Below are 24747 nucleotides of genomic sequence, written 5' to 3' on the forward strand. Positions count from 1 at the left end.
GCCACTTGGGGGCGAGGGTTCCGTTTTCGGGCATGCATGGGTCATGTCTCACCTACATGCCCGGGATTACGAGCGCATGCTCGACCTCGCCGTCGCAGTCCTTGAGGACAAGGACCCCGAATCGCTGTGGCATCTGATCGCGGCGCACCTGCTCGGGGCCTTCGACTGCAGCACGGTGATCTTCGCGGGTCTGCAGGCGTCCAACCCGGCGGGGCAGGCGGAGGGCTGGGCGCCCGAATCGCTCGGCCCGGCGGTGGACGACATCGTCCGGCGCCGGGTGCTCCAGCAGCACCCGCTGGTCTCCTACCTGACGGCGGGTGAGCGCAGCCCGGTCACCATGAACCGGATCGCCGACTCCTGGCGCAACACGGCCTGCTTCAGCGAAGCCCGCGCGGAGTACGGCACCACGCAACAGCTGGGTCTGCCGCTGCCCACGGGCGGAAACCTGATGAGGGCGGTGTCCCTGGGCCGCAAGGGGGCGGACTTCAGCGCGCACGACCTGGCCTTCGCCACGCGTATCCAGCCGCTGCTCGTGGCGATGGACAACCACATCAGGGAGCTCCGCCGCCTGCACGCGGCGGCGGCCCGCACGAGTGGGCTCCTGTCGGTATCCGACCACGGTCTGACGCCCCGTGAACAGACGGTCCTGAACCTCCTGTCGGAGGGCCTCACGACGGCCGCCATCGGCCATCGCCTCACGATTTCCCCGCACACGGTCAACCGCCACCTGGAGAAGATCTACCGCAAGCTGGGCACCAACAACCGGGTGGCAACGGTGACCCTGGCCAGGGAGGCGGGGCTGGTGCGGTGAGCCGGTGGTTTCCCTAGGAACTTCTTCCTATGGCGGCACCCTGGCGTTGATCGCCATGCTGAGGGCAGCGGGTGCGCCGACGCCTTCCGGCGGGGGAGTGGGTGTCGGCGCACCGACGTCTGCTTGTGTCTACTCTTGACGGGTTGTTTACGGAACCTGACCGGGGGAGGCGCGTCGTGGGCCAAGGCGACGGTGGCGGCGAGGTCTTGGACATCAAGACCGAGGACCTCAAGGCGGCGGCACCCGTCTTCCGTGAGCAGAGCCAGAAGCTGAGCGAAGCGCTCACCAAGCTCGTCACGACCCTCGATGATCTCGGAAAACCGTGGGGCGGAGACGACGGGGTCAAGAAGTTCGAAGCTTCCTACACCAAGAACCAGAAGACGATCGAGAGCGCCACCGCAACGCTTGTCCTGGGCCTCGTCAGCATCCATGAAGCGATGAACGACATGGCAGACGGGCACGTTGACAATGACAAGCTGATCGCCGGAATGTTCACCAAGAAGAAGGATGGCGACAGCGGCCACAGCGGGGCCGCTCGGTGAGCGTGGTCGACGAGGCCATCCACATCCTCAAGAAGATGGGCCTTCACTGGCCCGATGGGGACCCGGGCAAGCTGCACAAGGCCGCGGCGGCTTGGCGCGCTTTTGCCCACAGCGTCGAGGACGTTCGTACCCCCGTGAACAACACGGCCGGTTCGCTCATCCGTCACAACAAGGGCGAGGCGATCGACGCCTTCGAACAGTTCTGGAGTCGCTACGCGGGAGACGGCGGCAAGGGCTGGCTGAGCGACATCGCAGAGTCGGCGCACGACATGGCCACCGCGCTGGACGAGCTCGCGCACGCCATCCAGAGCGCCATCGACAAGCTCGAGGCGGCGATCGCCGTCGACGCCGTCGTCATCGCGGCCGGCATCGGCCTGGCCGCCTTCACCCTGGGGGCCTCCGCCGAGGCGTCGGGGCTCGCGGCCGCGGCAATCATCGAGCTGGGTACCACGGTTGGCGTCACCATCTCCACCACGGCTGCCGAGATCGTGGCGTCGACCTTGATCACCGCAGCCTTCGGCGGAGCGGAGTCCGTGGCCGTCAATCTGGCCGTCGCCCAGCCGTTGAAGATTGCCACCGGGCTGCAGCACGGTGGGATCAGCCTGGAGGAGGTCAATGCCGCGGCACACGACGGGACGCTCTACGGCGCTGGTTTCGGTGGCCTGACGCGCGGCATGGGGGCGCTCGCCGAGAACGCCGAGCTGGCAGGCGGATATCGCAGTCTGCTCAGGAGCAGCCTGCGCCCCAATCTCATCGAGGTGCCGACCGTGGCCCGGCCACCTGCGAGCCTTGAGTGCGCCGAGGACCCGATCGACGTCGCGACCGGGATCATGCTGCTGCCGCAGACCGACGTCACCCTGCCGGGCGCCCTGCCGCTCGTCTTCGAGCGCACGCACCTGTCCTCGTACCGCGCGGGCGGCTGGTTCGGCCCCACCTGGGCCTCCACCCTCGACGAGCGCGTACAGCTCGACGCCGAGGGCGTCGTCTTCGCGGCCGCCGACGGCATGCGACTGGTGTACCCCGTGCCAAAGCCCGGCGAGCCGGTCCTTCCGGTGAAGGGCCCGCGCTGGCCCCTGGAGTGGGACGGCAGACCGGACGGCGTCCTGACGGTCACCGACCCGCAGCAGGGCGTAGTCCGCACCTTCGGCAGCCCGGTCCCGACCGAGACCCCAGGCGCGGTCCAACTGCCGCTGGACAGCCTGCACGACCGCAACGGCATGCGCATCGGCATCGAGCGCACGGGCAACGGCATTCCCACCGCCATCCGTCATTCCGGTGGCTATTACGTGGCAGTGGACACGGATGGTGAGCGCGTCACGGCTCTGCGCGTGCTGGACGAGCCCCCGTCCGTCTACGAGCCGCAGCACGCCCCCGGGCGCGGCACGGTACTGATCCGCTACGGCTACGACGAAGCCGGCAACCTCACCGAAGTCACCAACTCCAGCGGCAAACCACTGCGCTTCACCTACGACGCCGAAGGCCGAATAACCGGCTGGACCGACCGCAACGGCACGTCGTACGCCTACGTCTACGACGACCGCGGCCGCGTCGTCCGCACGGAAGGCAGCGACGGCTTCCTCTCCGGCACCTTCGACTACGACGACGAAGCGCGTACGACGACGCTGACCGACGCGGTGGGCGGCCGCTACGTCTACAGGTACAACTCCGACGCCCGGGTCGTCGAGAAGACCGACCCGCTGGGGCACACCACGCTCACGGAGTGGGACGCCCGAGGCCACGACCGTCTCTCGGCCACGGACCCCCTCGGCCGGGTGACCCGGTACGACTACGACGAAGCGGGCAACCTCACCCGAGTCACGCTGCCAGACGGCAGCACCGCGCAGGCGGCGTACAACGCGCAGTGCCGTCCGACGGAGGTCACGGAGCCGGGCGGGGGTGCGTGGCGGCACACCTACGACGAGCGCGGCAACCTCCTTCGCACCACCGATCCGGCGGGCGCGGAGACGCTCTACGGCTACGACGAAACCGGCCGACTGACCGCCGTCACGGACGCCCTCGGGCACACGCAGACGATCGCCTGCAACGCGGCCGGGCTCCCTGCGGCCGTAACGGACCCGCTGGGCCACACGACGACTGTCCTGCGCGACACCTTCGGCCGCATCGTCCAGGCCACCGACCCGCTGGGGCATACGACCCGCACCGGCTGGACGACCGAGGGCAAGACGAGCTGGCGCGAATACCCGGACGGGACGCGCGAGACGTGGGTCTGGGACGGCGAGGGCAACCTCCTCGCCCACACGGACCCCGCGGGCAACGTCACCGAGCAGACGCACACCCACTTCGACCTCCCGGCGACGAGGACGGAGGCCGACGGCGCGACGTACGCCTTCGCGTACGACGGGCAGCTGCGCCTGACCGGCGTGACGAATCCGCAGGGCCTGGCGTGGTCGTACGCCTACGACGAGGCGGGCCGCCTGATGTCCGAAACGGATTTCAACGGCCGCACGCTCACGTACGCCCATGACGCGGCGGGTGGCCTGATCTCGCGGACGAACGGTGCGGGCGAGACGCTCACGTTCGTCCGGGACGCTCTGGGCCGCGCGGTGGAACAGCACTCGGACGCGGGCCGGAGCACCCACTTCACGTACGACGCGGCGGGCCGCCTGGCCCGGGCGACGGGTGCGGACGCGGAGGTCGTCTACGAGCGCGATGTGCTGGGCAGGGTGCTGACAGAGTCGGTAAACGGCCGTACGACGGCGTACGCGTACGACGCGCTGGGCCGCTGTACGGAGCGCACGACGCCTTCGGGCATCCGCTCGAAGTGGACGTACGACGCGGTGGGCCGCCCGTCCGAACTCCGCAGCGAGGCCGGATCGCTCTCCTTCGCCTACGACGCGGCGGGCAGGGAAACGCAGCGCCGCCTGGGCGAGGGTGCGACGCTCACCCAGACGTGGGACGCCCTGGACCGCCTCACCACGCAGAGCGTAAAGGCCGACCGTCTCGTACAGCACCGCGACTATGCCTACCGCGAGGACGGCTACCTCACGGAGATCCGCGAACTGACGTCAGGCACGCGCCGCTTCGATTTGGACCGCAGGGGCCGCGTGAGGGCGGTGAACGCCCACGGCTGGGCGGAGAGCTACGCGTACGACGCGGCGGGCAACCTCACGTACGCAACGGCACCGGCTCACGAATCCCCGGGCAAACGCGAATTCGACGGCACGATCATCCGCCGCGCGGGCCGCACGAGGTACGAACACGACGAGCAGGGCCGCCTGACCCGCAAAACCCGCAAGCTTCTCAATGGCCAGACGCATACATGGACGTTCACATGGGACGCGGAGGACCGCCTGCGGGAGGTGACGACGCCGGAGGGGGCGCGCTGGAGGTATGGGTACGACCCATTGGGTCGGCGAATCACCAAATGGCGGGTGGCGGATGGTGATTCGGTCGCGGAGGAGGTGCTCTTCGCGTGGGATGGCACGCGGGTAGCCGAAGAGATCGCGGCGAACGGGAAGGCCACCACCTGGGATTACGCCCCTGGGACGCACCGCCCAGTCACCCAGACCGAACACCGCCCATGGGGTGGGGGCGCGGATGACTCCCTCATAACGAAGTTCGCGAACGCGGCGGACCCTGACTGGCGTACGCACATCTACGCGGTCGTCACGGACGCGATAGGTACACCGACGGAGCTCGTAACACCAGACGGCGATCTGGCGTGGGAGTACCGCACCAGCCTATGGGGTACCGACCTACCGGCTCCGGCAGATGGGCGCGTCTCCTGTTCGTTGCGCTTCCCGGGGCAGTATTACGATGCCGAGACCGGACTGCACTACAACTACTTTCGTCACTACGACCCCGAGACAGCTCGCTACGCGTCTCCGGACCCGCTTGGCCTAGTACCTGATCCCAACCCTGCTGGATACATCCGCAACCCCGGGGCGTGGTCTGACCCGCTTGGCCTCTCCCCCTGCCCTGGGGAGACAAGCTTCGTATCTCCGCAGACGGTTCGATTCAGTCAGAATTCGGTGAAGGGTGCTGCGGAAATCGTCGACAGTATGAAGGTGCGCGGCTGGGCAGGTGACCCCATCGATGTCGTGCAGATGCCCGATGGCGGCCTGACTACGATTGACAACACTAGGGTCGTTGCTGCAAGGCATGCTGGTATCGATGTGAAGGTTCGTGTTCACTCTTTCAACGAAGAACTACCCGATCAAGTTCAGATCGCTCGCTTTACAACACCGAAGGGGGTCCCTGCCACGTGGGGGGATGCCATCAATCTGCGCATCGGGAAACAAGCGGCGTCGTACCGAAATCGGTGGCCTATGGGATCACCGTACACATCATGGGATGGGAACTGACAGATGGCTGAATTCTTGACGGCGGACAATCTTCCCGAAGGGTTTGAGTACCCTGCGGAGTTCATTCGTGTCGCGGAGGACCTTGAGCTGACAAATTTGGAGCCGTGGTGGATTTTCGACGGCGACCAATTGCGGATCAGGGCCACCGGGCTGCGAGATCGCTACCCGGAACGCAAGCTGGTTCCGTTTGCTCGTCGACAGGACAATGATGACCTGGCTTGCTGGGACTTGGATCGGGGAGACGTGGCGGTGATCCATGATTTCGCCGACGCCGGGCGGGAGCAGCGGGAGCGTTTTGAGGACTTCAACGCATGGCTGCGACAGGCCGTCGAAGATCTTATTGAGTTCGGCGACATGTGAATCAGAAGTGAAGTCGGGGGGGGGGGGCGCCCCAGGCCCCGGCCCGGGAAGCTGGTGCCTTGGTGGGTAAGGTGCTCGCTTACCGACCCACCGTTTTGTAAGCGGCTCCCAGGGCGTCAGTGGCGATTTCCGGTGAAGCACACAACGAACGGCTTCGTGCCGGTCTGTGAAAGTGCTCCCGTTGACCCCTCGACGTCGGAGCATGCGAACGGCGTGAAGTAGGTGTCTTCGAGTTTCTTCAGTACCTTGTAGTCGGCCTTCGGGTCGCCGCAGTCCCGTTTTCTGATCTCCGGGTTCTTGGTGGTTCCCGTGTTCTCGAAACAGTCGCCCGCCGTGACAGTCGTGTGGTCGTCGTCTGTGATGAACTGACGGTTGATGAAGAAGGCGGCGACACAGACCCCGACGAGCACCCCGGCAAAGATCCAGAGCCTGCGCAGGCGATTGTCGGGTTGAAGTGAGTCGCCGAGGGGCGGCAGTGTGGTCATGGGGTGTCTCCTGGAGCATGGATTCTGTGGGGCCGAACGTTGCATGGTAGGTCGACCGCCCGAGAACTGAATCGGGGCAAGCAGGATCTTGGGCGCCTTCCATGCGGATGTGTGTCTGACGCCACACTGGTTCGGTGGCACCTTGTCCGTAAGGCACCTTCCAGGTCAGCCGGCTATCCGGTGTCCCGAGCAGGCGCGGATGGTTACCCGGTCAAGTCGTCAAAGGGCTCCGGTCTTTATGCGCGATATGAGTGGGCGGAGTCTGTCAGGGCTGGTGGTGACGACCGCATGGGGTGTGTCACTCTCTCGCAAATGGATCCTGCTTGTGCGCGCGAGGTAGAGGCAGGCATCGCCTTCGCCGCTGAATGAGGATTTCTGCCAAACCTCTTCCGAGGCCAGGTAGATGCATGAGGATGCCTCTTCGCTGAATGAGGATTTCTGCCAATCAAGAGTGGACATGTCTGGTCCCGTCAAAATCCCTGGCCGATACGGTGAATGAGGTCGCGTGATGCACGCGGTGAAAGGGCAACGTTCTTCATCCGATCCAAGATCAAGCGATACTTCTCCAGCTTCGCTGCCGAGTCGATGCATGCGCCGCCCTCGGCGACGTCAAGCAGCGCGGTGTCGAGCTGGGGCACCGCACCGGACAGGTAGTCGACTCCATGGCCTGAGCTGGGAAAGGCGGTGCCGTTGAAGGGAATGACCACGATGGTGATGTTGTCCCTTTCGCTCATCCCGAGGAGATGATCGAGCTGGGCTTTGGCGGTGGTGGATCCACCGAACTCCATGCGCAGGGCCGCTTCGTGGATGATTGCGGTGTAAGCGGGTGGGGTGTCGCGGTAGAGGATCGCCTGTCGCTTGATCCGGTGGGAAACTCGGTATTCGATCTCGTGCGGCAGTAGCGTCGGCACCGCCTCGCGGAAGACCGCGCGGGCGTAGTCCGTGGTCTGGAGCAAGCCGGGGATGTTGATGACCTGTGCGACGCGCAATGCCGCCGCATGGTGTTCGAGTTCAGCAAGGTCGCTCAAACCTGTTGGCAGCGACTCGCGGTACTCCTCCCACCAGCCGCGCTTGCGGTCCCCCGTCATCGCGGCGAGTGCATCGACCAGTTCCTTGTCCGAACAGTCGTAGGCGCGAGCGAATGCACGGACTCTGTCGGCGCTGACTCCGTAGCGCCCGGCTTCGATGTTGCTGATGCGGGACTGAGTGACGCCCAGGAGCGCTGCTGCCTCTGTTGCGGACAGATCCGCTCGCTCGCGAAGCCGCCTGAGTTCGACGCCGAGGCGTCGGCGCCGAACAGTCGGTAGGGGTGAACTGGGAGGCATGGTGCTCCTCGTCGTGTTGCTCGCACACAGTGTGGTGCTGTCACTCGATCCGGTTGGTATGGACTACGGCTCACGGATTTCATGGAATGTAGTCCATGTGTGGCGCTACGGTCTGAGTCAAGCCGCTCGCAAGGCCCCAACTCCGCCTCCCGCCAGGAGACTTCCATGGCCACCGTATCGCCGCCGCAGCCCTGGTCGTACACCCTCGAACTGCCGCGCGACCCCCGTGCGCCAGGGGTTGCCCGGACCACCCTTCGAGCCATTCTCCGAAGCCACGACATGCCGCAACACCTCCACATCGCACAGCTGTTGGCCAGCGAGCTGGTCACCAACACCTGGCTGCACACCGACGGACCCTGCACGATGCGGCTGCGCGGCTGGGAGGGCGGTCGGTTGCGGGTGAGTGTGTGGGACGCCAGCCCCTTCGTGCCGCCGCCGTTCGGGCCGGGGCTTCCAGACAGGGCAGCCGCGGGAGCCGAGGCCGGGCGCGGGCTGTGGCTCGTACAGATGTGTGCCAGTAAGTGGGGGAGCCACACGTACGACAAGCGACGGTTCGGCAAATCGCTCTGGTTCGAGCTGCTGCCCCCACGGACGAGACGCGCGTCGACCTCCCCCGTGGGCTGCACCCAGTGCGTCGACCTGGAGGCCGCTCGCAGACGGGCCGTGGCCGGTGGGGACCGGGACGAAGTCATCGACGCCACGATCGCCGTCCGCAGTCACTTCCGCCACACCCACCTGCTCCCGGAAGGGTGCACCTGGTGACCGCCACCGCCACCGCCTACGCCGCCGGTCGGCTCGTCGGCAACTGCTCGCATCGGGGCGGATGGACGCACGACGCCGGGGAGTTGCGCTGCGACGGATGCGGTACCCGCCGCTTCACGGACTACGGCGCGTTGCGCCCGCCGGGGCTGCCGTCGACCGTCACTTCGAGCGCCCGCGGCAGTGCCGCTCAAACTCGAGGGCGGCGGCGTCCCGTTGTGTGCACATACTTCGGCTCATGACTGTCGCTGGAGAACCGAACCTCATCGTTGGAGAGCAGGACAGCGAGCTCACCGGGCGCCTGGAGCGGGAGCTCGACGCCTTCAACGAGGCGGCGACCGGTGCCGCCCCGCACGGTGACGTCTCCGTGAAGGTGACCGATGCCGACGGGCGGCTCGTCGGCGGGCTGACCGCGTGGGTCTGGGGGCGGCTCTGCGGTATCGAGCTGCTCTGGGTGCGGGAGGACTGCCGTGCGGGCGGCTGGGGTTCGAAGCTGATCCGGGCCGCGGAGGCCGAGGCGGTGCGCCGCGGGTGTGAGCGGATGATGGTCTCCTCTTACACCTTCCAGGCTCCGGGCTTCTACCAGCACCACGGCTACGTCGAGGTCGGCCGGGTGCCCGGTATTCCCGGTGGGCATGCCGATGTGTATCTGACCAAGGCGTTGACGGACCGGGGACCCGGCCGGGAATGACCGCCCGCATACGGCTGCCCGTTCAACGCAGCTTGTCGGCCTCCCGTACGCGGTGGAGGTGGATGAGGACATCGAAGGACCGGCCGATCCGGACATCGGCGAGCGGGCAGGGGTATTCGGTGCCGATGCTGCGCATGGGGCGGGTGGTGTCCAGCCAGGCACGGGCCGCTGCCGGGGCGCTGCGGATGTCGAGGAAGTAATCGGTGCGGCGGACCTGGTCGAGGGTGTGTTCACTGGTGTCGGGATCGGCCGCACCCACCGTGAACTTCTTCCACGATCCGGCAAGGGCCTGGTCCTGCGACAGGAAGGACCCCTGGCCGAAGGTGAATCCGACGGGGAGATAGGCCTTGCCGAGCGCTTCGCGCAGGAACGCGCCCTGCACCTTTGGGTGCGTCTCGGGGAGGTCGGGTACATAGGCCACATGCCCGTTGTGCGCCGATAGCAGCACCTTGTGGCCGGTGTGTCGATGCCACCAGGTGACGTTCTCGGCCATCGTCCGGTCGCGGTAGATCATCGCGGTGCGCATCGCCTCGGCGTCTTCGAGGTTGCAGGCGAGAAACGCGGCGGTCTGGGCGATGGACCGGGCGTGCTGCACGGTCCACTCGAAGTCTCCGCCGCCTGCGCCTCGTTCGCCCTCCAGCAGCTCCAGGGCCTGCTGGGCGTTGGCCGCCAGTCGCTGTCTCTCCGGGAGCGGCCTTCGCAGATAGGCGAAGCTGTCGTCGAGGGGGCGCAGGCCGGTGTAGAGCTCGGTGAAGCGCGGCAGCGACTTCGGGTGGTGCTGCCGGACATAGCCCGTCACCCGCTCGAAGAGGTCGTCCCCCACCTTGGGAGCGCCGATGTCATCGCCCATGAAGTGGACCCGGTGGCCGGGATGGCGTCGGTTGTGGTCCCGCATCCACTCGATCAGATGCAGGAACTCCTCGCGCTCCCACGGCGATCTCCCCAGGGCCTCCTTCACCACCTGGCGCGCATCCCCTCGGCCGCTCTGAACGTACTCGTCGAGTCGCAGTCCTGCGGGCCAGCTCATCTCCAGGGCGAAGGTGGTGAAGCCCTTCTCCTCGACGAGATAGCGGAAGACCCGCTCCTTCATGGTGAAGAATTCGTGCGACCCGTGCGTGGCCTCGCCCAGGCCCACCACCTTGGCGTCGCTGATCATCGCCCCCAGGGGCCGCAGGTCAACCGCGTCCGGCCCCGGTTCCGTGGACCGCAGCGGGTGGGCTGCCTGCTCCAGCGCACGGACCGGGTTTTGGCCATCGGGCTGTGCCGGGGCCTTCTGGGCCGCGTAGGCCATGGTGGGAACTGGCAGCGCCCCCACCATGGCTGCCGCCGCCATCAGCAGCGGCCGTCGCCGTATCTCCCCGGTCATGCCGATCACCTCTCAACTCGGTTGTCTCAAGCCGAGAATGATGATCGCGCCGACGACGCGGCCGCGCGCTGCGGCTGGCCTCCGGCATCTGCTGGGGGTAGCCCCACCCCGGGCGCCCGGCGAGGAGGTGCGAATCCTCGCCGCCGAGATCCGCACCTTCCTCACGGGCGTTGCCCAGTTAGCCGGATCACCTCTCCGCTACGCCCTGTAGCGGTAGCGGATCCGGCCGCGGGTGAGGTCGTAGGGGCTGAGTTCCACGAGCACCCGGTCGTACGGGAGGATCTTGATGTAGTTCTTCCGGATCTTCCCGCTGATGTGGGCGAGCACCGTGTGCCCGTTCTTTAGCTCCACCTTGAAAGTGGCGTTGCGCAGGCATTCGATGACGGTGCCCTCGACTTCTACGCCCCCTGCTGTTTTCGTCATGGTCACTCACTTCTTTCGTTCTGTGACGGTGTAGTCGGTAGGAAACGAGCGCGGTGCGAGCGTCAGCGGCGGACGAGCTCCAAGGTGCTGCCCGCGCGCCGGGCGCCGATGCCCTCGAACAGGGCGGTGGCCGCCGCGTTGGACTCGTCCACCTCGGCCCATGCCGCCGCGGTCCCGGAGCGGTGCAACGAACCCAGCGCGTGGGCCAGCAGCGCCCGGGCGATACCGCGGCGGTGCCTGTCGGCCCGGACGGCGATCAGCCCGATCCGTGGCTGCCGGGGCAGCGGCTTCACCCGGACCAGTCCCACGTACTGGCCGCAGTGCCGCGCCACCGCGTACTTCGACGGGTCGAGCACGGTGGTCCCCGCCGGGCGGGGCAGCACCTCGGCCGGCATCGTCTGCCATCCGACGGCGGCCTCGACCTCGTCCCGGATGATGCGGTCCAGGGCGCGCAGCGGGCCCTCCTCCGCCTCGCCGGCGGGCACGATCGTCACGCCCGACGGGGTCCGCACCGAGCCGAGCCCGGTGACCTGCGGGTCGGTGGGTACGCGATAGCCCCACTCGCGGCGTGCGGCGGTGAAGCCGGCCCGCTCCCAGGCGGACGTCGAGTCCTGGTCGGCCTCGTCGGCCACGGCGTACAGCGGTGTCGGCAGGTCCGCCAGCATCGCGTCGGCGATGCGGTCGAAGACCGCGCCGTGCCACGCGTCGATGCCGATGAAAAGCCGCCCGTCGGGTCGGCGCGAAGCGTCGCCGTGGCCGACCACCCGGTCGTCCTCCATGGCGTGCCACTGCGTGTCCGAAACACGCGTGACCACGACTGCGTGGTCGTCCGTGCCCGAGGCGGAATGTACAGAGTGCATAGGTGTTGCCTCTCAGGAGTGCCTTGTCTGAGGCGCTCCCGGCGACACCTACGTCAATCGCCCACCGCGATGAAAAGGGGGAGCACCCACATGGATACAGCCTTCATGGGTCTCACCTCCTTGCGTTCTCTCACGGCCTGCCCAGACGGTACCAGCCGGGGTCGGTCGGCCCAACCGATTTAATCCCCGCCTGAGGGCTGGGCGACGCCCCCATACGCGGCCGCCGCCCCGCGGTCGTCCCCCGTGACCTCACCGCCCCCCGTCGCACGCCCACCCGTTGTGATCCGGATCCAGCCCCAGCGGATCGTCACGGCCGTTCACCTTCAACTTCCCGTACCCGTGCCCCTTGAGCCACGAGCACCGCGCCTGGGCCGTCGCCGCCACCGACTGAGGGAACACCGTCGGGACGCACACGTTCTCCGCCCCGTAGTGCCGGTCGCAGCCCGCGATCTGCGGGGGCACGGCATGTGAGGCGTGCGGCTTCTCCGGCGGCTTCGCCTTCTCCGTCATGCCCGTCGCGAAGCCGTGGACCATCGGGGCCGCCATCGCGTCCGGACCGCCCAGGTGGACCCACTTGGCCACCGACGGGACACCCGCTGCGTCCACCGCGAAGAGCATGTACCAGCCCGGCGGCGCCATGTTCGGGTTGCTGGTGACGTTGAGGTCGAGGGTGGTGCCGTCGGCGCCGACCGTCATCGGGAGGTCCACGAAGCGCTGGTTGGGGTCCGAGGAGTGGGTCACCGCGGCCGGGCGGATGAGCTCGGCGCGCACCACCGGCCGGTCCACCGTGACGCGCTGGGTGCTCGCGTACTGCCACTTGTCCGCCGCCACCGACGTGATCTGCGGCCGCGCTCCATGGTACAGATACGGCGGGGTGTAGATCGAGACGTGGTCGTCGAAGGTGCCGTTGCCCGGGTTGTCGCCCACGGCCATCACCCGGCCGTCCGGCAGCAGGAAGGCCGAGGAGTGGTACGTCCGCGGGATCGGGTCCGTGGCCATGCCGGGCTGGAAGGCGTTCGTCGCCGGGTTGAACATCGACGCCTCGTACACCGGATCCGCCCGGTCGTGCAGGCCGCCGCCCGTCTCCAGGACCTTGCCGTCGGGCATCAGCACCGCCGAGACGTACATCTTGCCCTGCGCGCCCGTCTCCGGCTTCTTCCCCTGCCCCTGGTCGACCGTGCCCTGCGGAAGCAGCGGACCCGGCACGTAGCGCGGGCTCGGCTGCTTGAGGTCGATCAGGTCGGTCAGCCGGCCCGCCTCGGGGTTGGAGCTGACGTTGCCGCCGCCCATCGTCAGTACGCGCTGGTCCTGGGCGGGCGGCAGCAGCACGCTCATCGACTGGTCGCGGTGGTCCTTGTCCTGCAGGCCCGGGACGTCGGTGACGGTGTTGGCGTCGTAGTCGTAGACGGACGCGCCCGTGCCGGGCGTGCCGTTGCCGAAGACGTGGCTGCCCGAGTAGAAGAGGCGGCCGTCCTGCATCAGCACCATGGAGGGGTACAGGCCCCAGTACGACCAGGTCTGGTTGACCTCGGTGCGCGGCAGCCACTTCCCCTGCGCCTGCGAGAACTTCTCGGCCGTCACACTGCCCGTCGAGTCCTCCTTCAACCCGCCGAAGCTGATGACGTCGCCGTTGCCGAGCAGCGTGGCCGAGGGGTACCAGTGGCCCTCGTTCATGTCGTTCGTCTTGGTGTACGACTCGCTCGCCGGGTCGAAGATGTAGCTGTCCTTGAAGCCCTCGTAGCCGTGGCTGCCGTCGGCCGCCGGGTAGGCCTTGTTGCCGCTCATGATGAGCACCCGGCCGTCGGAGAGCTGCACGTGCCCGGCGCAGAACATGTCCACGGGCGTCGGGATCGTCTTCATCCCGCCTGTCCGCGGGTCGTATACGGCCGAGGTGAAGGTGCCGGCCTTGAACAGGTCCGGGTCGTTGCCGGAACCGGCGACGAGCAGCACCTTGCCGTTGTGCAGGACGACCGAGTGCATGCTGCGCACCGGGTTCCTGAACGGCATGACCTCCCAGCTGCCCTTCGTACAGGCGTCGCCCGCGGTGCAGGCCGCACCGGGCGCGGGCTGGGTGGCGTCCTCCATGTCGTAGTCGTCGGTGGTCACCGTGCCCTTGCCGTAGACCGAGACGCCCCAGGTGATCTGGTCGGTGCCGGGCGGCACGACGGGCGTACGGACCTGTGCGCGGGTGTAGCCGTCTTCGGCGGGCAGCGACTTGAGGTCCGTCCAGTACTGCCAGCCGGTCTTCACGTCATGCCGGAACGCCGTGATCGACGCGTCCGGAGTGGTGGACTTGTACCAGAGGGACAGGTCGTACTGGTGGGACGGCGAGACGACGGGGGCGCACGAAGTGTCCTCCAGCATCAGCGCCTTGCGGTCGCCGTCCACCCGGCGCGTGACGGTCACCGACAGCGCCTTGCCGCCGCTGTGTGCCTGGTCGGAGGTGGTGACGGCGAAGTCGTTGTCGCCCCAGCCGGACTTCTCCCAGCAGGTCGGCTCGCCGTCGGCCCGTACGGACTCGAAGCCGGGGTTGACCACCAGGTTCGACCCCGCCCGTGCCGGGCCGGGGGCCACCAGCAGCAGCCCGAAGGACGCGCCGGAGGCGAGCAGGAGGGCCGCCGAGGCCCGTGTTCTGCGCCGTCGCAGCCGGCGCCCTCCGGTGTGTCTGTGCCCGGCGCGTGCGCGCCCGGCCAGTACCCGAACCATGAGCTCTCCCGTTCCCGTTCCCGTTTCCGATTCGTCCCGGCCGCCCCTCACCGGGCGGCTCCCCTGCTGATCCGGCGGATCTCTATCCGGTCGTCGCCCGTGCCGAAGACGGCCACGGCGTCGGAGTGCTCCAGCGCGGCCTTCACCGTCGGCAGCGTCACCGCGTCCCGCCGGACGGTGGGGGAGGCGACGACGTAGTCGACGTCCTGCCAGCCGCGCGGCATGGTCCTGGCGACGGCCGGGTCCAGATCGGCCTTGTAGAACCAGATGGCGCCCGTGCCGGGCCGGTATCCGGCGTGCACGAGGTCGAGCCAGATCGCGTCGTCGGCCAGCACACGCGTACGGGCCGGGTCGGCGACGTTGCCCGCGTCCCGCAGCCAGGAAGCGGCCGAGCGGTACGGGGCGTTGGCGTCCGTCGTCAGTGCCGAACGGTTGCCGTCGTACCAGCTCGGCACCACCAGCACGGCCGTGGCGGCGGCGAGCGCCGCGACGGCCCCCCAGCGCGCCGCCCGCCACCGGCGCACCCGGTCCGGCCGGGTCCGCAGCAGCGCCCCCACCACGGACGCCGACACCCCGGCCAGGGCGAGGGCGAGGAACGGCAGCGTCTGGATGACGTACATCGCGGGCAGGTAGCCCGACGGCCGCAGCGCCACCAGGGCGAGGATCACCGCGGCGAGCGCGGGCCCGGCCAGCGCCCGGCCGGTGCGCGACCGGCGGGCGGTGGCGACCAGCAGCACGGCGGCGGCCAGCCCGCACAGGGGCAGCACCCGGTCGTAGTACAGCCAGGACTGCAGCACCCGGTGCGCGCCCGAGCCGGGGCTCAGCAGGAAGCCCGAACCGGCCCGGCTCATCTGGTACGAGATGCCGTCGATCAGCGAGACGTGCCCGGGGCCGGGGAAGAGCTCGTTGTTGAGCAGCGCGAACAGCGGATAGGCGAGCCCGACCAGGCCGCAGGCCGTCACCGCGCCCGTGACCGCGAACTTCCGGGTGTCGCGGTGGCTGTGCTGCCACATGGTCACCAGCAGCGCGGGCAGGATGACCAGCATCGTCTCCTTCGACAGCACGGCGACGGCCGCGGCCAGCCCGGCCCCGAAGTGGTGCCACAGGTGACAGCGGGGCGAGGCCGCCAGGCAGAAGGCCACCAGCATCCACATCACGGCGATGTTGTCGAGGAAGATCTCCCGCTGCAGGACGACCGAGAGCGGGGACAGGCCGAAGAGCGCCATGCCCAGCCCGGCCGCCCACCGCCGGAGCCCCAGCCGCCGCCCCAGTACATACACCAGCACCACGCTCACCGCCGACACCAGCAGCATCGCGCAGCGCATGGGCGCGACCGAGACGGCGTCGGGGAAGAAGAGCGAGGGCAGCCAGGTGACGGCCGCTATCTGTATCCAGCCCAGCGGCGGATGGTCGTACCAGTACGTGTAGTGGGCCAGGCCCTTGCCCTGCTGCACGGCCCAGGCCTGCGCGAGGTAGGTGCCCTCGTCGTCGCTGAGGTTGGGGAAGCCGGTGATGTTCCAGCCCTGGACGAGCAGGATCAGGGCGAGCAGCACCCCGCACACCAGCAGGTCCGGGCGGGAGCCGCGCAGGCGCGGCACCTCGCGCGGTGTGCCCGGCACGGGGACGGCGGGCAGCGTGGCGACGCGCGACTGCGTCACGGGGAGGATGGCGGTCACGAAGTGACGTCCTCTCGGGTGAGGTGGGCGCCGACGTGTCTGGTCAGTTCCCAGTCGCTGCGCCCGCGTTGCTCCCGCCAGACCGCGCGGAGGGCGGCACCGGCCAGGAGGCACTGGTAGAACGGGCCGCCTGCGATGAGTTTGAGGTAGTGGACGAAGCGCACCCGCAGGCCGTACTGGGCACCGAAGTCGTGCAGCCCGACGACCTCGAAGACAAAGGTGACCAGGGCGGTCACGGCGGGCAGGAAGCTCACCACGGCGACGCCGACGGGTACGTCGAGGAAGAGGGCGACGGCGATGTTCACCGGGATGACGAGCCCGGAGAACGCCTGGAAGAAGGGGGTCATCAGGGTGTAGCGGGCCAGCATCCGCTGGGCGAAGGTGGGCAGTTGGCGCCAGTCCTTCTTGCGGTAGACCTGAAGGAAGCCCTGGTTCCAGCGGGTGCGCTGCTTGAGCAGGCTGAGCAGGGTGCCGGGGGTCTCCTCGCGGGTGACCATCTCGGAGTCGTAGGCGACGACGACGCGCTTGCCCTTGCTGGACAGGCGCACGCCCAGGTCGCAGTCCTCCGCCAGGCACTCCGGATCCCAGCCGTCCGCCTCCCGCAGCACGTCCGTGCGGACGAAGACGGTGTTGCCGCCCAGTGGGATGAATCCTTTCTCCGCATGGAGGTGGAGCCGGCTGCGGAACCAGAAGAAGTACTCCAGGCAGTTGCGCAGGCTGTACCAGCTGGAGTGGAAGTTGATCAGCTGAACCCCGCCCTGCACCACGTCCGCGCCGGTGGTGCGGAAGGCGTGGTCGACGTGGCTGAGCAGGGCCGGGTGCACCTGGTCCTCGGCGTCGAAGACGCCCACGACCTCGCCCCGGCAGTGCGGGAGGGCGGTGTTGAGGGCCTTGGGCTTGTTCTTCTTCTCGTGGGTGTCGGTGATCACCCGCACCTGGTAGGGCGCGGCGGCCGCCACCTTCTCGGCGACCTCGGCGGTCTCGGGGTCGTCGTGCCCGACGATGACGAGGATCTCGTAACGGCCGTGGGTGGACTCCAGCAGCCGGGTGACGGTGTGTTCCAGGACGGTCTGCTCATGACGGGCGGGCACCAGCAGCGAGAAGGACAAGGCGCCCGTGCCGCTGGGCTGTTCGAAGCGGATCGACGCAAGCGTCTCGGGCGTGCGCCAGGCGTGCATCTGCCACCAGAGTGTGAAGGCGGCCATCCAGAAGAGGGCCAGCGACACCACGCAGACGGACAAGGAAGTGAGCAAGAAATCCCCCAGACCCCCAGGAATCGCCCTCGAAGCGTTCCTCAGGGGGAGAGAGTAAGGGGGGAAGGTGAAACGTGGGTGCGGAAACGATAAATCCTGTGTTTCCCAACGAACTGCCCGTTCATCACATCAAGTTGGCACAGACCATTGGTCGGGTGCGCCCGCGGCCGGACGGGGGACTCGGCCGGGGACCTCCTTCCGCGCGCCCCGCCCGAGTGGAAAACTGGCCGCCATGCGTGCGTTCAGGCACATACGGGGCCGGAGGGCGGGCGGCGCGGCGGTGGCCGCGGCCCTGACCGGTGCGGCCGTGGCAGCCCTGACCGGTTGTGATCCGGTGGGCGGGATCAACTCCGTGACGGTTGCGGTCGTGACGGGCAAACAGGCCTCCGACACGCTCAGGCGCGACGGTATCGGCGTGGCCTGGCTCAGCTGCACCGGCAAGGCCGAGAAGGGCGGCGACACGGTCGACGGATCGCCCAAGCCGGTGACGGCCGTCGGGGTCGACTGCGAGGGCCGGACGAGCGACGGCAAGAAGATCATCGTCTTCGGCACGGTCACCGGCATCAGCGGCGAGGCGTGCGTCAGGGGACAGCTGACCGGAAAGGTCGACGGGAAGACGAAGTTCTCGGTCACCGTGCTCGGCGACTGCTCCAAGGCGAGCGCCACCGCCACCGACGGCACCGGCGGGGAGCCGGCACCGCCGCCCGCCTCGCGCGGCTCCGGACACCCCCGCCCGTCGCCGAGCTGCACGGACAAGCCGCAGGGCAAGTAGCAGCACTGTCACCCCCGCCCGGTACGATCCGGTTCGTACGAGCCAACGACCCGGGAGGAGCCCACCGGTGGCGGGAGAACCGCAGGCCGACTGCCTGTTCTGCAAAATCGTCTCGGGGGAGGTGCCCGCGACGGTCGTCAGGGAGACCGAGACGACGCTCGCGTTCCGGGACATCAATCCCCAGGCACCCGTGCACGTCCTGGTGATCCCCAAGGTGCACTACCCGGACGCCATGTCCCTCGCTGCCGCCGAGCCGCAGATCGCCGCGGACGTGCTGCGCGAGGCGGGCGAGGTCGCCCTCCAGGAGAACGGCGACAAGGGCTTCCGCATTGTCTTCAACACCGGTGCGGGGGCGGGCCAGACCGTCTTCCACACGCACGCCCACGTCCTGGGCGGCCGCGGCTTCAACTGGCCGCCCGGCTAAACCGCACGCCCATGTCCGTACGCGAACTCGTCGTCCTCGGCACCGCCAGCCAGGTGCCCACCCGGCACCGCAATCACAACGGCTACGTCCTGCTCTGGGACGGCGAGGGCCTGCTCTTCGACCCCGGCGAGGGCACTCAGCGGCAGATGCTGCGCGCCGGGGTGGCCGCGCACGACCTGAACCGGATCTGCGTCACCCACTTCCACGGTGACCACTCCCTCGGCCTCGCCGGGGTGATCCAGCGCATCAACCTCGACCGGGTGCCGCACCCGGTCACCGCGCACTTCCCGGCGAGCGGCCGCCGCTTCTTCGACCGGCTGCGCTACGCCACCGCATACCGCGAGACGGTCCAGCTCACCGAGGAGCCCGTCTCCGGCAAGGGCGCCGTGCTCGTCGAGGGGCCGCGGTTCCGGCTGGAGGCGCGCAAGCTCTCGCACCCGGTCGACGCCTACGGCTACCGCATCATCGAGCCCGACGGGCGGCGGATGCTGCCTGAGAAGCTCGCCGCACACGGCATCAGCGGCCCGGATGTGGGCCGGCTGCAGCGCGAGGGCGCGGTCGGCGGCGTCACGCTGGACGAGGTGAGCGAGGTGCGGCGCGGACAGCGCTTCGCATTCGTGATGGACACCCGGTTGTGCGAGGGCGTCCATGCCCTCGCCGAGGGGTGCGACATGCTCGTCATCGAATCCACGTTCCTCGACGAGGACGAGGCCCTGGCCACCGAGCACGGCCATCTGACGGCCGGACAGGCCGGCCGGGTGGCCGCCGAGGCGGGCGTGCGGCACCTGGTGCTGACGCACTTCTCCCAGCGGTACGACGACCCGGCCGTCTTCGAGCGCCAGGCCCGGGCGGCGGGCTTCGACGGAGAGCTGACCGTCGCCCGGGACCTGATGCGAGTACCGGTGCCGAAGCGCCGGTGACGCCCGTGAGGGTTTACGGGAGGAAGTACATCGGGTTGGGCAGCTTGTAGGTGTGGGTCGCGTAGCCGCCCTGCAGGTCGCTGAACTGGTCGCCGAAGTTGGCGACGATGCGGTAGCCCTGCGACTCGATGTGCTTGCGCGTGCCCGACTTGTACTCGACGGTGGTGCAGGTCGCGCCGCACGAAAGGTAGGCCGGCGGGGTCTTCTTGTTCTTCAGGAAGAAGTGCGCGGTGTCGGCGACGGGCTTGTAGCCGGCGTTCTTGAGGTTGCGCACGCTCCAGTCGCGCTGGTGCTCGTCGCGGCCGGTCACGTAGAAGACCGTGATGCCCTTGGACTGCGCCCAGTTCACCAGCTTCGGCATGCCGAAGACGGCCGCCATGTCGGTGGACTTGAGGTAGGCGTCCTGCGAGTCGGGCGTGAAGTGGAAGCCCTGCTGCAGCTCGTAGTTGTAGGTCAGCAGGGTGGTGTCGTCGACGTCCAGGACGATGGCGGGCTTGGCGCCCTTCTTGCCCGCGGAGTTCTTGACGACCGTCTCCAGCTGCGCCTTGGCCTTCTTCTCGATGGAGGCGACCTGCTTGGCGTAGCTGCTGTCCGGCGAGGCGTAGTGCTGGCCCGCCTTGTCCACGGTGTCGCCGTAGTAGGCCTTGATCTTGTCCTCGACCTTGCTGAGGTTCGGGATCTCCTTGTCCGAGCGGGGCACCGAGTGGTCGGCGGTGGCCGCGCCGGCGGCGAAGAGGCCGGTGCCCACGACGGCGGTCGCGACAGCGGAGGCCGCGGCTACGCGCACGCGACGGGAGGAGAGGCTGAAAGACACGTTTGAACTCCTGGGTAACAAGGACGGTCAGCGCGAAGCTAGAGGTTTGTCCGGGCCTGGTCAAGGGATGTCTACGCGCAGAGACGGAGGTTCCGGGGCGTACGGTGTGAGGGCAGACCAGCGAAGAGAAGGGCGGGGCGCACACCATGGCGCAGCAAGTTCGCGGAGTCATCGCACCGGGCAAGGGACAGCCGGTGCGGGTGGAGACGATCCTGGTGCCGGGTCCCGGGCCCGGCGAGGCCGTGGTGAAGATCCAGGCGTGCGGGGTGTGCCACACGGACCTGCACTACAAGCAGGGCGGCATCAGCGACGACTTCCCCTTCCTCCTCGGGCACGAGGCGGCCGGTGTCGTCGAGGCGGTCGGCGAGGGCGTGCGCGAGGTGGCGCCCGGCGACTTCGTGATCCTCAACTGGCGGGCCGTCTGCGGCCAGTGCCGGGCGTGCCTGCGCGGCCGCCCGCAGTACTGCTTCGACACGCACAACGCCCGGCAGAAGATGACGCTGGAGGACGGCACCGAGCTCTCCCCGGCGCTGGGGATCGGGGCCTTCGCCGAGAAGACGCTGGTGGCCGCCGGGCAGTGCACCAAGGTGGACCCCAAGGTGTCGCCGGCGGTGGCCGGATTGCTGGGGTGCGGGGTGATGGCGGGCATCGGCGCCGCGATCAACACCGGGCAGGTCTCCCGGGGCGACTCGGTCGCCGTCATCGGGTGCGGCGGCGTGGGCGACGCGGCCGTCGCGGGCTCGCGGCTGGCGGGCGCGGCCCGCATCATCGCCGTCGACATCGACGACCGCAAGCTGGAGACCGCGCTGCGGATGGGCGCCACCCACACGGTCAACTCCCGCACGACCGACCCCGTCGAGGCCATCCGCGAACTGACCGGCGGCTTCGGCGCCGACGTCGTCATCGAGGCGGTCGGCCGGCCCGAGACCTACGAGCAGGCGTTCTACGCGCGCGACCTGGCCGGCACCGTGGTGCTGGTCGGGGTGCCGACGCCCGAGATGAAGCTGGAGCTTCCGCTGCTGGACGTCTTCGGGCGCGGCGGCGCGCTCAAGTCGTCCTGGTACGGCGACTGCCTGCCGTCGCGGGACTTCCCGATGCTCGTCGACCTGCATCTGCAGGGGCGGCTGGACCTCGGGGCGTTCGTCACCGAGACGATCGGCCTGGGCGACGTGGAGAAGGCGTTCGAGCGGATGCACGAGGGCGACGTACTGCGCTCGGTGGTCGTCTTCTAGGGCGTGTCCGATGGGTCAGTGCGGGTCCCGCGGCGTCTGGTGCGGTGCATCGCAAGGCGGAGCATGACCCGCGTACTGGGCGTACTCGGGTTATGCGACAACGCGGCGAGGTGCCGTGCCAGGCGTCGCGGGGCCTGTGCTGACCCATCGGACACGCCCTAGGGCACGCCCGAAGCCGTGGTCGGACGGGCCGTTCGCCGGCCCGTCCGGAGGTGCTGTGCGCTCCTCAGGCCCGCGCCTTCTCCAGGATGCGGGCCGCCACCGCCGGGGAGTCCACCAGCGGATGCAGGGCCATCGCCCGCAGCGCCGCGCCTTCCGTGTCGCGGACCGCCGCGTCGATCGTCGCCCGCTCGACCGCCTTGAGCTGGAGCATCAGCCCCAGCTGGTCCTCCCGCAAGGGGGCGCACGGGAGGGGGCGGGCGCCCTTGGAATCGACCTCGCAGACCGTCTCGATGACCGCGTCGGGGTCCAGCGCGGGGATGGTGTTGCCATTGAGGACGTTGAGGATGAGGCGGGCGCCCTCGTCCCCCGTCACGGCACGCATCAGGGCGAGGGCCACCCGGTCGTAGCCGCCGCCCTCCAGGTCGCAGGTGTCCCGCTGCCAGCCGCCGCTGGCCGCCCGGCTGTCGGCCATGTACGTCTCCTCGCGCCGCAGCCGCGTCCGCTCCCACAGCTCGTACGCCTGGTCGGGCGTGGTGCCCGCCCCCGCCGTCGCGAAGAAACCGCTCTGCTGCTCGTCGAGGAACTCGCCCCGCGTCTGCGCCGCCTCGTGCACCGAGCGCAGCGTCTCCCGCCGGAAGTAGTAGTAATGCAGGTATTCGTTGGGCAGGGAGCCCAGCGCCCGCAGCCACGGGGCGCCGAAGAGCTTGCCCTCCTCGAAGGAGGTCAGCGCCTGCCCGTCCGCCAGCAGCTCTGCCATCAGGTCCCGCCCGTCCAGCCGCAACGCGCGCAGCCAGCCCAGGTGGTTGAGCCCCACGTAGTCGTACTCGACCCGGTCCGGGTCGGCCCCCACCGCGCGGGCCGCCCGCTTCACCAGCCCCACGGGTGAGTCGCAGATGCCGATCACCCGCTCACCCAGAACGTTGGACATCGCCTCGGTCACCATGCCCGCGGGGTTGGTGAAGTTGATGACCCACGCCTGCGGGGCGAGCTCCGCCACCCGCTCCGCGATCCGCATCGCCACCGGAATCGTCCGCAGCCCGTACAGCACCCCGCCCGCGCCGACGGTCTCCTGCCCCAACACCCCTTCGGACAGCGGAATCCGCTCGTCCCGCACCCGGCCGGCGGTACCGCCCACCCGGATCGCCGAGAAGACGAAGTCGGTGCCGCGCACCGCATCGTCCAGATCCCGGGTGACCCGTACGGCCGGAGCCCCCGGCACCCCGGCGGCCTGCGCCTCGAGCACCGAGCCGATCACTCTCAGACGTACCGGATCCGTGTCGTAGAGCACGAGTTCGGTACAGCGCCCCGGCGCATCGCGCCGCGCATCCTCCACCAAGGCCCGGTGCACCAAAGGCACCCGGAAACCGCCACCGCCGAGAATCGTCAGCCTCATGGCCGGAACGTACCGCAGCATCGGGCACACTGTCCGGACCGTTCCTGGCGATGTCGTCCGCTGTTGGCCGGGCGGTCGCGGACCGGTGCGGATACGGCCACGGGACGGCCGCCCGCACTGACAGACTCGGCGCACGACCTCCATGTGGCCCGGGCGCCGCGGGGATTCTCGTAAGAAGACCGACGAGAGGAGCAGCGAGTGAGCACGACGGTCCGCACGGAAGGCCCCGGCGAGCTTTTCGAGGGGGCGGCGCCCGTACTCGACCCCCTGGCCGAGGTCCGGTCCGAGACCGATCCGCCGACCGACGTCTATCTGACCGGGACCGTCTTCCTCGACATCATCTTCACCGGCCTGGACTCCGCACCGGTGCGCGGCACCGAGTCCTGGGCGCGCGGCATGGGGTCCAGCCCCGGGGGCATCGCCAACATGGCCACCGCCCTGGCCCGGCTGGGCCTGCGCACCTCGCTGGCCGCGGCCTTCGGCGACGACATGTACGGGGAGTACTGCTGGGAGGCCCTCTCCCGGGGCGAGGGCATCGACCTGGGGCTGTCCCGCACGGTGCCCGGGTGGCACTCCCCGGTCACCGTCTCCATGGCCTACGAGGGCGAGCGCACGATGGTCTCCCACGGGCACGAGGCGCCGCCGCCGGAGGAGCCCGCGCCCGAGTGCCCGCCCCCGGCGCGCGCCTGCGTGGCGCTCCTCGAACCCGGCAGACAGGAGGAGTGGATCGCCACCGCCGCCCGGCGCGGCAGCCGGGTCTTCGCCGACGTCGGCTGGGACGAGACCGGGCGCTGGGACCCGGCCGACCTGGCCGACCTGGAGTACTGCGAGGCGTTCCTGCCCAACGCCGAGGAGGCCATGCGCTACACCCGCACCGACTGCCCGCGCGCCGCGGCTCGCGCGCTGGCCGACAAGGTGCCGCTGGCCGTCGTCACCATGGGGGAGCGGGGCGCGTACGCGGTGGACGGGCGGACCGGCGAGAGCGCCGAGATCCCGGCCATCGTGGTGGAGGCGCTGGACCCCACCGGGGCCGGGGACGTCTTCGTCGCCGGGTTCGTCACCGGCACCCTCGCCGAGTGGCCGCTGGCGGACCGGCTCGCCTTCGCGGGCCTTTCCGCGGCCCTGTCCGTACAGGAATTCGGCGGGTCGCTCTCGGCGCCCGGCTGGGTGGAGATCGCCGCCTGGTGGCACCACGTGCGGTCCTTCGACGACCAGGACCGGGCCACCCTGCGCCGCTATGCCTTCCTCGACGGGGTGCTCCCGGCGGCGTCCCGGCCCTGGCCGCTGCGCCGGGCGGTGCCCACGCTGGGCTTCCGGCGCCGGTAGGGCTGCGGGCCCGGGCCCGGAAAACCCCTCGGGCCCGTCCGTGCACCGTCGTACCCTTGGTATTCAAGGTTGTCGGACATCGAATCGGACACGGAAAGAGGGATGAGCAGGCCCGAGCGCCG

General features: G+C 69.1%; 23 protein-coding genes. 12 read left to right on the forward strand and 11 right to left on the reverse strand.

Features of this window, described 5'->3' with window-relative positions; all coding sequences use genetic code 11:
- Window positions 1–43 precede the first annotated feature (43 nt).
- The 4 genes from FHS39_RS07600 to FHS39_RS07615 all read left to right on the forward strand — a co-directional run bounded on the left by FHS39_RS07600 (window position 44) and on the right by FHS39_RS07615 (window position 6038).
- Window positions 44–811: a response regulator transcription factor gene (locus FHS39_RS07600; RefSeq protein WP_184347592.1), complete on the forward strand. Its 768-nt coding sequence runs from the start codon at window positions 44–46 to the stop codon at window positions 809–811.
- Window positions 812–987: 176 nt separating this feature from the next.
- A complete protein-coding gene (locus FHS39_RS07605; protein WP_184347594.1) occupies window positions 988–1353 on the forward strand; it encodes a hypothetical protein in 366 nt (121 codons plus the stop codon).
- The gene (locus tag FHS39_RS07610; RefSeq protein ID WP_343069425.1) at window positions 1350–5678 is read left to right on the forward strand and encodes a DUF6531 domain-containing protein; all 4329 of its coding nucleotides are present in this window, start codon (window positions 1350–1352) and stop codon (window positions 5676–5678) included. The genes FHS39_RS07605 and FHS39_RS07610 overlap by 4 nt, the downstream gene beginning before the upstream one ends.
- A gap of 3 nt (window positions 5679–5681) precedes the next feature.
- Window positions 5682–6038, forward strand: coding sequence for a hypothetical protein (locus FHS39_RS07615; RefSeq protein ID WP_184347596.1), 357 nt, complete (start codon window positions 5682–5684; stop codon window positions 6036–6038).
- A gap of 116 nt (window positions 6039–6154) precedes the next feature.
- Here the strand turns inward: FHS39_RS07615 and FHS39_RS07620 are convergent, their stop codons facing one another.
- The 3 genes from FHS39_RS07620 to FHS39_RS07630 form a co-directional block, all read right to left on the reverse strand.
- Entirely contained in the window at window positions 6155–6523 is a 369-nt protein-coding gene (locus FHS39_RS07620; protein ID WP_184347598.1) for an LppU/SCO3897 family protein, read from the reverse strand.
- Window positions 6524–6742: 219 nt separating this feature from the next.
- Window positions 6743–6982 carry a DUF397 domain-containing protein gene (locus FHS39_RS07625; RefSeq protein ID WP_184347600.1) on the reverse strand — a complete coding sequence of 80 codons (240 nt, stop codon included), beginning with the start codon at window positions 6980–6982 and terminating at the stop codon, window positions 6743–6745.
- A gap of 11 nt (window positions 6983–6993) precedes the next feature.
- Window positions 6994–7848, reverse strand: a complete 855-nt coding sequence (locus FHS39_RS07630) for a helix-turn-helix domain-containing protein (protein WP_184347602.1) — start codon at window positions 7846–7848, stop codon at window positions 6994–6996.
- A gap of 165 nt (window positions 7849–8013) precedes the next feature.
- Here FHS39_RS07630 and FHS39_RS07635 point away from each other — a divergent pair, with 165 nt between their 5' ends.
- The 3 genes from FHS39_RS07635 to FHS39_RS07640 are packed head-to-tail and all read left to right on the forward strand — an operon-like array spanning window position 8014 to window position 9298.
- Window positions 8014–8610 carry an ATP-binding protein gene (locus tag FHS39_RS07635; protein WP_184347604.1) on the forward strand — a complete coding sequence of 199 codons (597 nt, stop codon included), beginning with the start codon at window positions 8014–8016 and terminating at the stop codon, window positions 8608–8610.
- Window positions 8607–8849, forward strand: a complete 243-nt coding sequence (locus tag FHS39_RS26010; RefSeq protein WP_221462472.1) for a DUF6255 family natural product biosynthesis protein — start codon at window positions 8607–8609, stop codon at window positions 8847–8849. Before FHS39_RS07635 ends, FHS39_RS26010 begins: the two co-directional genes overlap by 4 nt.
- A complete protein-coding gene (locus FHS39_RS07640) occupies window positions 8846–9298 on the forward strand; it encodes a GNAT family N-acetyltransferase (protein ID WP_184347606.1) in 453 nt (150 codons plus the stop codon). Before FHS39_RS26010 ends, FHS39_RS07640 begins: the two co-directional genes overlap by 4 nt.
- Before the next feature lie 22 nt (window positions 9299–9320).
- On the opposite strand, the gene FHS39_RS07645 is transcribed toward FHS39_RS07640, so the two are convergent.
- The 6 genes from FHS39_RS07645 to FHS39_RS07670 form a co-directional block, all read right to left on the reverse strand.
- Window positions 9321–10664, reverse strand: a complete 1344-nt coding sequence (locus FHS39_RS07645; RefSeq protein WP_246469984.1) for an erythromycin esterase family protein — start codon at window positions 10662–10664, stop codon at window positions 9321–9323.
- A gap of 198 nt (window positions 10665–10862) precedes the next feature.
- Complete coding sequence (infA, locus tag FHS39_RS07650; RefSeq protein WP_184347608.1) at window positions 10863–11087, reverse strand: translation initiation factor IF-1; 225 nt, start codon at window positions 11085–11087, stop codon at window positions 10863–10865.
- Between the two features lie 62 nt (window positions 11088–11149).
- The gene (locus FHS39_RS07655; RefSeq protein WP_184347610.1) at window positions 11150–11947 is read right to left on the reverse strand and encodes a GNAT family N-acetyltransferase; all 798 of its coding nucleotides are present in this window, start codon (window positions 11945–11947) and stop codon (window positions 11150–11152) included.
- A gap of 249 nt (window positions 11948–12196) precedes the next feature.
- The gene (locus tag FHS39_RS07660) at window positions 12197–14653 is read right to left on the reverse strand and encodes a galactose oxidase family protein (RefSeq protein ID WP_184347612.1); all 2457 of its coding nucleotides are present in this window, start codon (window positions 14651–14653) and stop codon (window positions 12197–12199) included.
- A gap of 47 nt (window positions 14654–14700) precedes the next feature.
- The gene (locus tag FHS39_RS07665; RefSeq protein WP_425507749.1) at window positions 14701–16329 is read right to left on the reverse strand and encodes a phospholipid carrier-dependent glycosyltransferase; all 1629 of its coding nucleotides are present in this window, start codon (window positions 16327–16329) and stop codon (window positions 14701–14703) included.
- Complete coding sequence (locus tag FHS39_RS07670) at window positions 16326–17582, reverse strand: glycosyltransferase (protein WP_246469985.1); 1257 nt, start codon at window positions 17580–17582, stop codon at window positions 16326–16328. The genes FHS39_RS07665 and FHS39_RS07670 overlap by 4 nt, the downstream gene beginning before the upstream one ends.
- Before the next feature lie 232 nt (window positions 17583–17814).
- Between FHS39_RS07670 and FHS39_RS07675 the strand changes: the two genes are divergently transcribed.
- The 3 genes from FHS39_RS07675 (at window position 17815) to FHS39_RS07685 (ending at window position 19698) form a co-directional block, all read left to right on the forward strand.
- Window positions 17815–18354, forward strand: a complete 540-nt coding sequence (locus FHS39_RS07675; protein ID WP_184347614.1) for a hypothetical protein — start codon at window positions 17815–17817, stop codon at window positions 18352–18354.
- A 67-nt stretch (window positions 18355–18421) separates the two neighbouring features.
- Window positions 18422–18778 carry an HIT domain-containing protein gene (locus tag FHS39_RS07680; RefSeq protein ID WP_184347616.1) on the forward strand — a complete coding sequence of 119 codons (357 nt, stop codon included), beginning with the start codon at window positions 18422–18424 and terminating at the stop codon, window positions 18776–18778.
- Between the two features lie 11 nt (window positions 18779–18789).
- Window positions 18790–19698 (forward strand): ribonuclease Z, encoded by a 909-nt coding sequence (locus tag FHS39_RS07685; RefSeq protein ID WP_184347618.1) that lies wholly within the window; start codon window positions 18790–18792, stop codon window positions 19696–19698.
- Window positions 19699–19711: 13 nt separating this feature from the next.
- Here the strand turns inward: FHS39_RS07685 and FHS39_RS07690 are convergent, their stop codons facing one another.
- Complete coding sequence (locus FHS39_RS07690; protein ID WP_343069426.1) at window positions 19712–20512, reverse strand: HAD family acid phosphatase; 801 nt, start codon at window positions 20510–20512, stop codon at window positions 19712–19714.
- Window positions 20513–20658: 146 nt separating this feature from the next.
- Here FHS39_RS07690 and FHS39_RS07695 point away from each other — a divergent pair, with 146 nt between their 5' ends.
- Window positions 20659–21744 carry an S-(hydroxymethyl)mycothiol dehydrogenase gene (locus tag FHS39_RS07695; protein WP_184347622.1) on the forward strand — a complete coding sequence of 362 codons (1086 nt, stop codon included), beginning with the start codon at window positions 20659–20661 and terminating at the stop codon, window positions 21742–21744.
- A 226-nt stretch (window positions 21745–21970) separates the two neighbouring features.
- Here the strand turns inward: FHS39_RS07695 and FHS39_RS07700 are convergent, their stop codons facing one another.
- Window positions 21971–23299 carry a 6-phospho-beta-glucosidase gene (locus FHS39_RS07700; RefSeq protein WP_184347624.1) on the reverse strand — a complete coding sequence of 443 codons (1329 nt, stop codon included), beginning with the start codon at window positions 23297–23299 and terminating at the stop codon, window positions 21971–21973.
- Between the two features lie 198 nt (window positions 23300–23497).
- Between FHS39_RS07700 and FHS39_RS07705 the strand changes: the two genes are divergently transcribed.
- Window positions 23498–24625: a carbohydrate kinase family protein gene (locus tag FHS39_RS07705; protein WP_045932142.1), complete on the forward strand. Its 1128-nt coding sequence runs from the start codon at window positions 23498–23500 to the stop codon at window positions 24623–24625.
- Window positions 24626–24747: the final 122 nt, after the last annotated feature.

The sequence above is a fragment of the Streptomyces olivoverticillatus genome (genome assembly GCF_014203555.1).
GTDB classification, from domain to species: Bacteria; Actinomycetota; Actinomycetes; order Streptomycetales; family Streptomycetaceae; genus Streptomyces; species Streptomyces olivoverticillatus.

Coding starts and splice junctions, on each gene's coding strand:
- FHS39_RS07600 (WP_184347592.1), top strand. CDS start 44: ATGTCTCACCTACATGCCCGGGATTACGAGCGCATGCTCGACCTCGCC.
- FHS39_RS07615 (WP_184347596.1), top strand. CDS start 5,682: ATGGCTGAATTCTTGACGGCGGACAATCTTCCCGAAGGGTTTGAGTAC.
- FHS39_RS07620 (WP_184347598.1), bottom strand. CDS start 6,523: ATGACCACACTGCCGCCCCTCGGCGACTCACTTCAACCCGACAATCGC.
- FHS39_RS07625 (WP_184347600.1), bottom strand. CDS start 6,982: ATGTCCACTCTTGATTGGCAGAAATCCTCATTCAGCGAAGAGGCATCC.
- FHS39_RS07630 (WP_184347602.1), bottom strand. CDS start 7,848: ATGCCTCCCAGTTCACCCCTACCGACTGTTCGGCGCCGACGCCTCGGC.
- FHS39_RS07635 (WP_184347604.1), top strand. CDS start 8,014: ATGGCCACCGTATCGCCGCCGCAGCCCTGGTCGTACACCCTCGAACTG.
- FHS39_RS07640 (WP_184347606.1), top strand. CDS start 8,846: ATGACTGTCGCTGGAGAACCGAACCTCATCGTTGGAGAGCAGGACAGC.
- FHS39_RS07645 (WP_246469984.1), bottom strand. CDS start 10,664: ATGACCGGGGAGATACGGCGACGGCCGCTGCTGATGGCGGCGGCAGCC.
- infA (WP_184347608.1), bottom strand. CDS start 11,087: ATGACGAAAACAGCAGGGGGCGTAGAAGTCGAGGGCACCGTCATCGAA.
- FHS39_RS07655 (WP_184347610.1), bottom strand. CDS start 11,947: ATGCACTCTGTACATTCCGCCTCGGGCACGGACGACCACGCAGTCGTG.
- FHS39_RS07660 (WP_184347612.1), bottom strand. CDS start 14,653: ATGGTTCGGGTACTGGCCGGGCGCGCACGCGCCGGGCACAGACACACC.
- FHS39_RS07675 (WP_184347614.1), top strand. CDS start 17,815: ATGCGTGCGTTCAGGCACATACGGGGCCGGAGGGCGGGCGGCGCGGCG.
- FHS39_RS07685 (WP_184347618.1), top strand. CDS start 18,790: ATGTCCGTACGCGAACTCGTCGTCCTCGGCACCGCCAGCCAGGTGCCC.
- FHS39_RS07695 (WP_184347622.1), top strand. CDS start 20,659: ATGGCGCAGCAAGTTCGCGGAGTCATCGCACCGGGCAAGGGACAGCCG.
- FHS39_RS07700 (WP_184347624.1), bottom strand. CDS start 23,299: ATGAGGCTGACGATTCTCGGCGGTGGCGGTTTCCGGGTGCCTTTGGTG.